The organism is Daejeonella sp. (genome assembly GCF_044232565.1).
Classification (GTDB): Bacteria; Bacteroidota; Bacteroidia; order Sphingobacteriales; family Sphingobacteriaceae; genus Daejeonella.
The window spans coordinates 1-4472 of the sequence record NZ_JBIILQ010000327.1 but is presented as its reverse complement, the minus strand read 5'-3'; the positions used below and the strand labels follow the sequence as shown (position 1 = coordinate 4472).

Below are 4472 nucleotides of genomic sequence, written 5' to 3'. Positions count from 1 at the left end.
CTACAATAATAACTGCTCCGTCTACAATTAGTCCGAAATCTAGTGCCCCTAAACTCATTAAGTTGCCACTCACTTTGAAGGTATTCATCAAAATGATTGCGAAAAGCATGGATAGAGGTATTACAGAAGCTACCAATAAGCCTGCTCTGAAATTGCCAAGAAATAGCACAAGAATAAATACAACAATTAAAGCACCCTCAATTAAGTTTTTTTGAACTGTTGAAATGGCATTATTAACCATTTTAGTTCGATCAAGAAAGGGTTCAATAATTACTCCTTCAGGTAACGTTTTTCGGATTATTTCGATTCTTTCTTTCACATTTTTGATAACCTCACTGCTATTTGCATCCTTTAACATCATTACTACCGCTCCTGACACCTCACCATTGTCGTTATAAGTCATTGACCCATATCTGGTTGCATAGCCAATATTAATTTCTGCTACATCACGAATGAAAATGGGGCCGCCACTCTGACTGCTCTTGATATTTATTTTTTCGATATCTGATATACTACCAATTAAGCCTTCAGATCGAACAAATAATACGGTAGGTCCTTTTTCAATATAAGCACCACCCGTATTTTGATTATTGCGTTCTAATGCAGTAAAAACATCATTGATGGTTATATTATAGGATTGCAATTTATTAGGGTCGACAGAAATTTCATACTGTTTTAATTTTCCACCAAAACTACTTATCTCCGCAACACCTTCAACACCAAGTAGTTGGCGCCTAACAATCCAATCTTGTATAGTTCTTAATTCAATGGCGTCGTATTTATCTTCATATCCTTCCTTGGGTCTGACTACATATTGATAGATTTCACCTAGGCCCGTTGAAATTGGTCCCAATTCTGGGTTTCCAATACCTGGAGGTATTTCTGTTTGAACTTTTTGAAGCCGCTCAGCTACCTGCTGCCTTGCCCAATAAATGTCTACATCATCCTCAAAAACGATGGTAACTAGTGATAGGCCAAATCGAGAGAAACTTCTTATCTCTTTCAGGCCTTTAATATTACTATTGGCCTGCTCAATTGGGAAAGTTAAAAGTCGTTCTATATCTGTTGCACCAAATGAAGGGGCAACTGTTATTACCTGGACTTGATTGTTTGTGATATCGGGTACTGCATCGATGGGTAGTTTAGTGGCTTCGTAAGAACCATAACCAATAAGTCCCAAGACAAATAATCCGATAAGGAGTTTATTCTTTACAGAAAACTCTATAATAGCATTAAGCATATTTTTTTAATTAATAATTTACCTGAATAAAACACAATTGATTACAAAAAACAACATGGTTTTTACTAATCAAGATTAATTTCTTAGCAGGGTTTAGGCGGCTGCCAGATATTAGAAAGGTAGGTAGATTTGAATTCATGATCATTATAGACCTTGTAAATCTTAAATGTTCCTTCAAATGGCTTATTTATTTTGTTAGAGTAGGAATAATGAATAAAGGATAAACTTAGCATGTTTGAAGATCCATCACTTGATTTAAAGGGTAAACGCATATCCTTGTCGTAATCTGCATATTTTACATCATTATCTGAATAATGCATGAGCAGAAAACTCCAAAATGTGGTTCCTTCATTCAAAGTTTTATGTTCTTTAAAATGTTCCACTAAAATTGGGAATTTTAAAATTTGATATAACTCTGTTAATGAGATTAAAAACGAAGAAATAAGAAGTATGGATATCAACTTTTTCACAATTCAAAAATACAAAAATGTTTCGTGATTTCTAAATTGTTATGAATCAACAATTTAGAATAACAATTACTCATTCTGAAAATGAAATAATTTAAATTATAGTCCTAACTTCTTGTTTTTTATTTGATTCAATTTTGTTTTTAACTCACGCACTTTTATTTTTGAACCATTCATTTCATACCATTGGATTAATTTTTCAATGGCCTTTATATGATATGGATTAGCTGCAATTGCCTGTTTTAGAAATTCAATTGCACCTTTTTTGTTAGTTTTTGATTCGAAAAGAAGTCCCTGAGTGTAAAAATAATCGGCCATAAAATAAGGCTCCTCGTTTTTTGCAATTATTTCCAATACTTCATCTGCTTGTGCTATTTTTTTGCTTGAAATAAATAACCTTGCCAATCTCAACTTATCCAAATCTCTCAAAGATTTAGTTTTGATGGCCTTTAGGTATAGATCAGTGCTATCTGTTTTGCCCAATTCATGATGCATTTCAGCAATTCTTAAGTTAAAATCGGCTCTCGAATTACCAGATGCTGATAAAATGCGCTGCGCTTCTTTTAGGGTCAAAATAGCCCTTTCATAATCCTTATTTTCAGAAAGTGCATCTGCATAAAGATTTCTAAATTCGTAATTTTGCGGCTTCTGTTCTACAAGCTCTTTCAGGGTATATAGTGCTATTTTATCACCTAATTCTGTCTTTAAAGATTTAGAAAAGGCTAAAGCATCATTTCTTTGATCTCTCAAATAAGTGGAAATGACTGAAGCATTTTTAGCATAATTATCCGCTAATGCAATAGCTTCGGGAATCATTCCATAGCTTTTATATAGTTCTCTTAAATTTCTATTGATATTGGCTAATTCTTGGTAATCATCCTCCAGATTTAATGCCTTTTTTAAATAAAATATTTGATCTTTTAGCGATTTTTCCCGATCTGTTTTCTTAGCAATAAACTGATTGTCACGCAATTCTGCAAAAGACGTATAAATTGGTGCATATTTCGGGTTAATTTGTTCTGCTTTTTGAATCCAATTTTCTGCAGAACTGAAATCTTTATTCTCCATGCTTAGTGAAGCTTTTGCAAGATATGCAGGTTGGTATCTAGAATCGAATTGTAAAGCCGTATCTAAATAAGCGAATGCGAGTTCTTTGTTTCTTTGTTTTGCAGCATTGCTTAAATTGAGGTAAACCTGAGCCCAATTGCTTGCCATTGCTTGTTTATTACCTGCCAAATAAGAACGTTCCTTTTTTATTAATCGGTCGAGAAATTGATACATTGCTGGATCTTTATCCATTAAATCTGAGCGTGTATTCATCGATTTAAAATCCAATGGATGAACCTTGATTGTTTCAAAATAAGCAGGATAGGTTTGAGCAAAATATTCACTTTCATTGTTTTGTGAGTAATAATCAAGCGTGCGTTTTTCTTTCATCGCCTGATAATATAAGGCTCTGATCTCCCGATTTTCAGCGTCAGTCAGTATCCGCCCATGAAAAAGGTGGACATATTCGTGAAGGATGACATTCCGCTCCATAAATGCACCTCGCTCTATGTATTCAATGGCTGCTGCGCCGCTTCCAACACCTCTAATGTCCATCCATTGCCTATTGTCAAACGTACTTATAAACCTAAAATATGGCGCGTTCATGGTTACTGCCAAGTCTTTATGGAGTGGAGGTATACGGAAGGAATTATTTTGTTTAGAAAGAAATGGAAAATACACCACAGATGTATAAAGTTGATTCCAGGCCATGGCTTTTACAGCATCCCCAGGATAATAATCTATATCGGGAAAAACTCTTTTGAAATTTTCTAAATCGTTAATTTTAGTGTTTTTAAGCTCATTGTTTATTGAATCGAACGTAGAAAGAAAAGCAAGACGTTTCGATTTTATCACTGCTGAGAGTCCGTTGTGCGCTGGACCATAATGTTTTTTACGATCAAGTATATTCCTGAAGATGTTTTCGGCAGAGTCTAAACGCATTTTTCGGTCTAGATCATAAGCAATATAATAGATAGATCCTTTGTGTAAATCGGGTAGGATAGAGGCTGGGGATTTTACCTTAATAGATTCGATAAATGCTAAGGCTTGGGGTATTTTTTTATCGCGGACTAACTCATCCGTTTTTTCCAATTCTTTACGTATTTGATCATCGTCTTTTTCGGCATAATCAGCATAGGTTAAATTAGTATGGCCATTTCCCCAGTGCCAATGCGTTTGATAGTGTAAAGGATTAATAATGAGTGCTATATCCCATTGATTGGCCATGTCATTTAACAGACGAGCATCAATTTTTCGCCAAATGGCATAGCCATAAAAAAAGCGAGCATCTGCATTAAAAGGGTCAATTTCAAGCGATTTCCTCAAGGGTCTGAGGGCCAGTTCAGGCTGTTGATCCCAGAAATAAGCATCTGCTTCTAAAAGGTAGGCCCCTGCACTATTGGGATTTATTTCCAGCGTTTTATTAGCAATTGCTATTGCTTCTGGGTATTTTTTTTCTAAAATTCGGATTCGCCCGAGCATCAAATATAATTTCTCGGATGATTTATTTTTAAGGACTTCTTCTAATAGTAAGGCTGCATTAGATAATCGCCAGGCATGCATTTCCAAGACAGATTTAAGATAAATGGCTTGTTCATTTTGTTTATCCTGACCCAGGACTATATTTACATATTTTTCGGCTGCCGAAAAATCGTTGTTTAAAATGAGGTAATTAGCGAGTAAGAGTTGTTGCTCTGGACTTCCTTTTTTTAATGAAT

General features: G+C 34.8%; 3 protein-coding genes. All 3 read right to left on the bottom strand.

The genetic code is table 11. The features are described from left to right. Nucleotides 1–1240 (bottom strand): efflux RND transporter permease subunit (locus ACILQF_RS12880; RefSeq protein WP_395627804.1); only part of this gene is annotated, 1240 nt, incomplete at its 3' end. An 83-nt stretch (nucleotides 1241–1323) separates the two neighbouring features. After that, entirely contained in the window at nucleotides 1324–1623 is a 300-nt protein-coding gene (locus ACILQF_RS12875) for a hypothetical protein (protein WP_395627803.1), read from the bottom strand. 183 nt (nucleotides 1624–1806) lie between these two features. Beyond that, nucleotides 1807–4472, bottom strand: a 2666-nt coding sequence (locus ACILQF_RS12870; RefSeq protein WP_395627802.1) for a tetratricopeptide repeat protein, incomplete at its 5' end; no start/stop codon positions are given.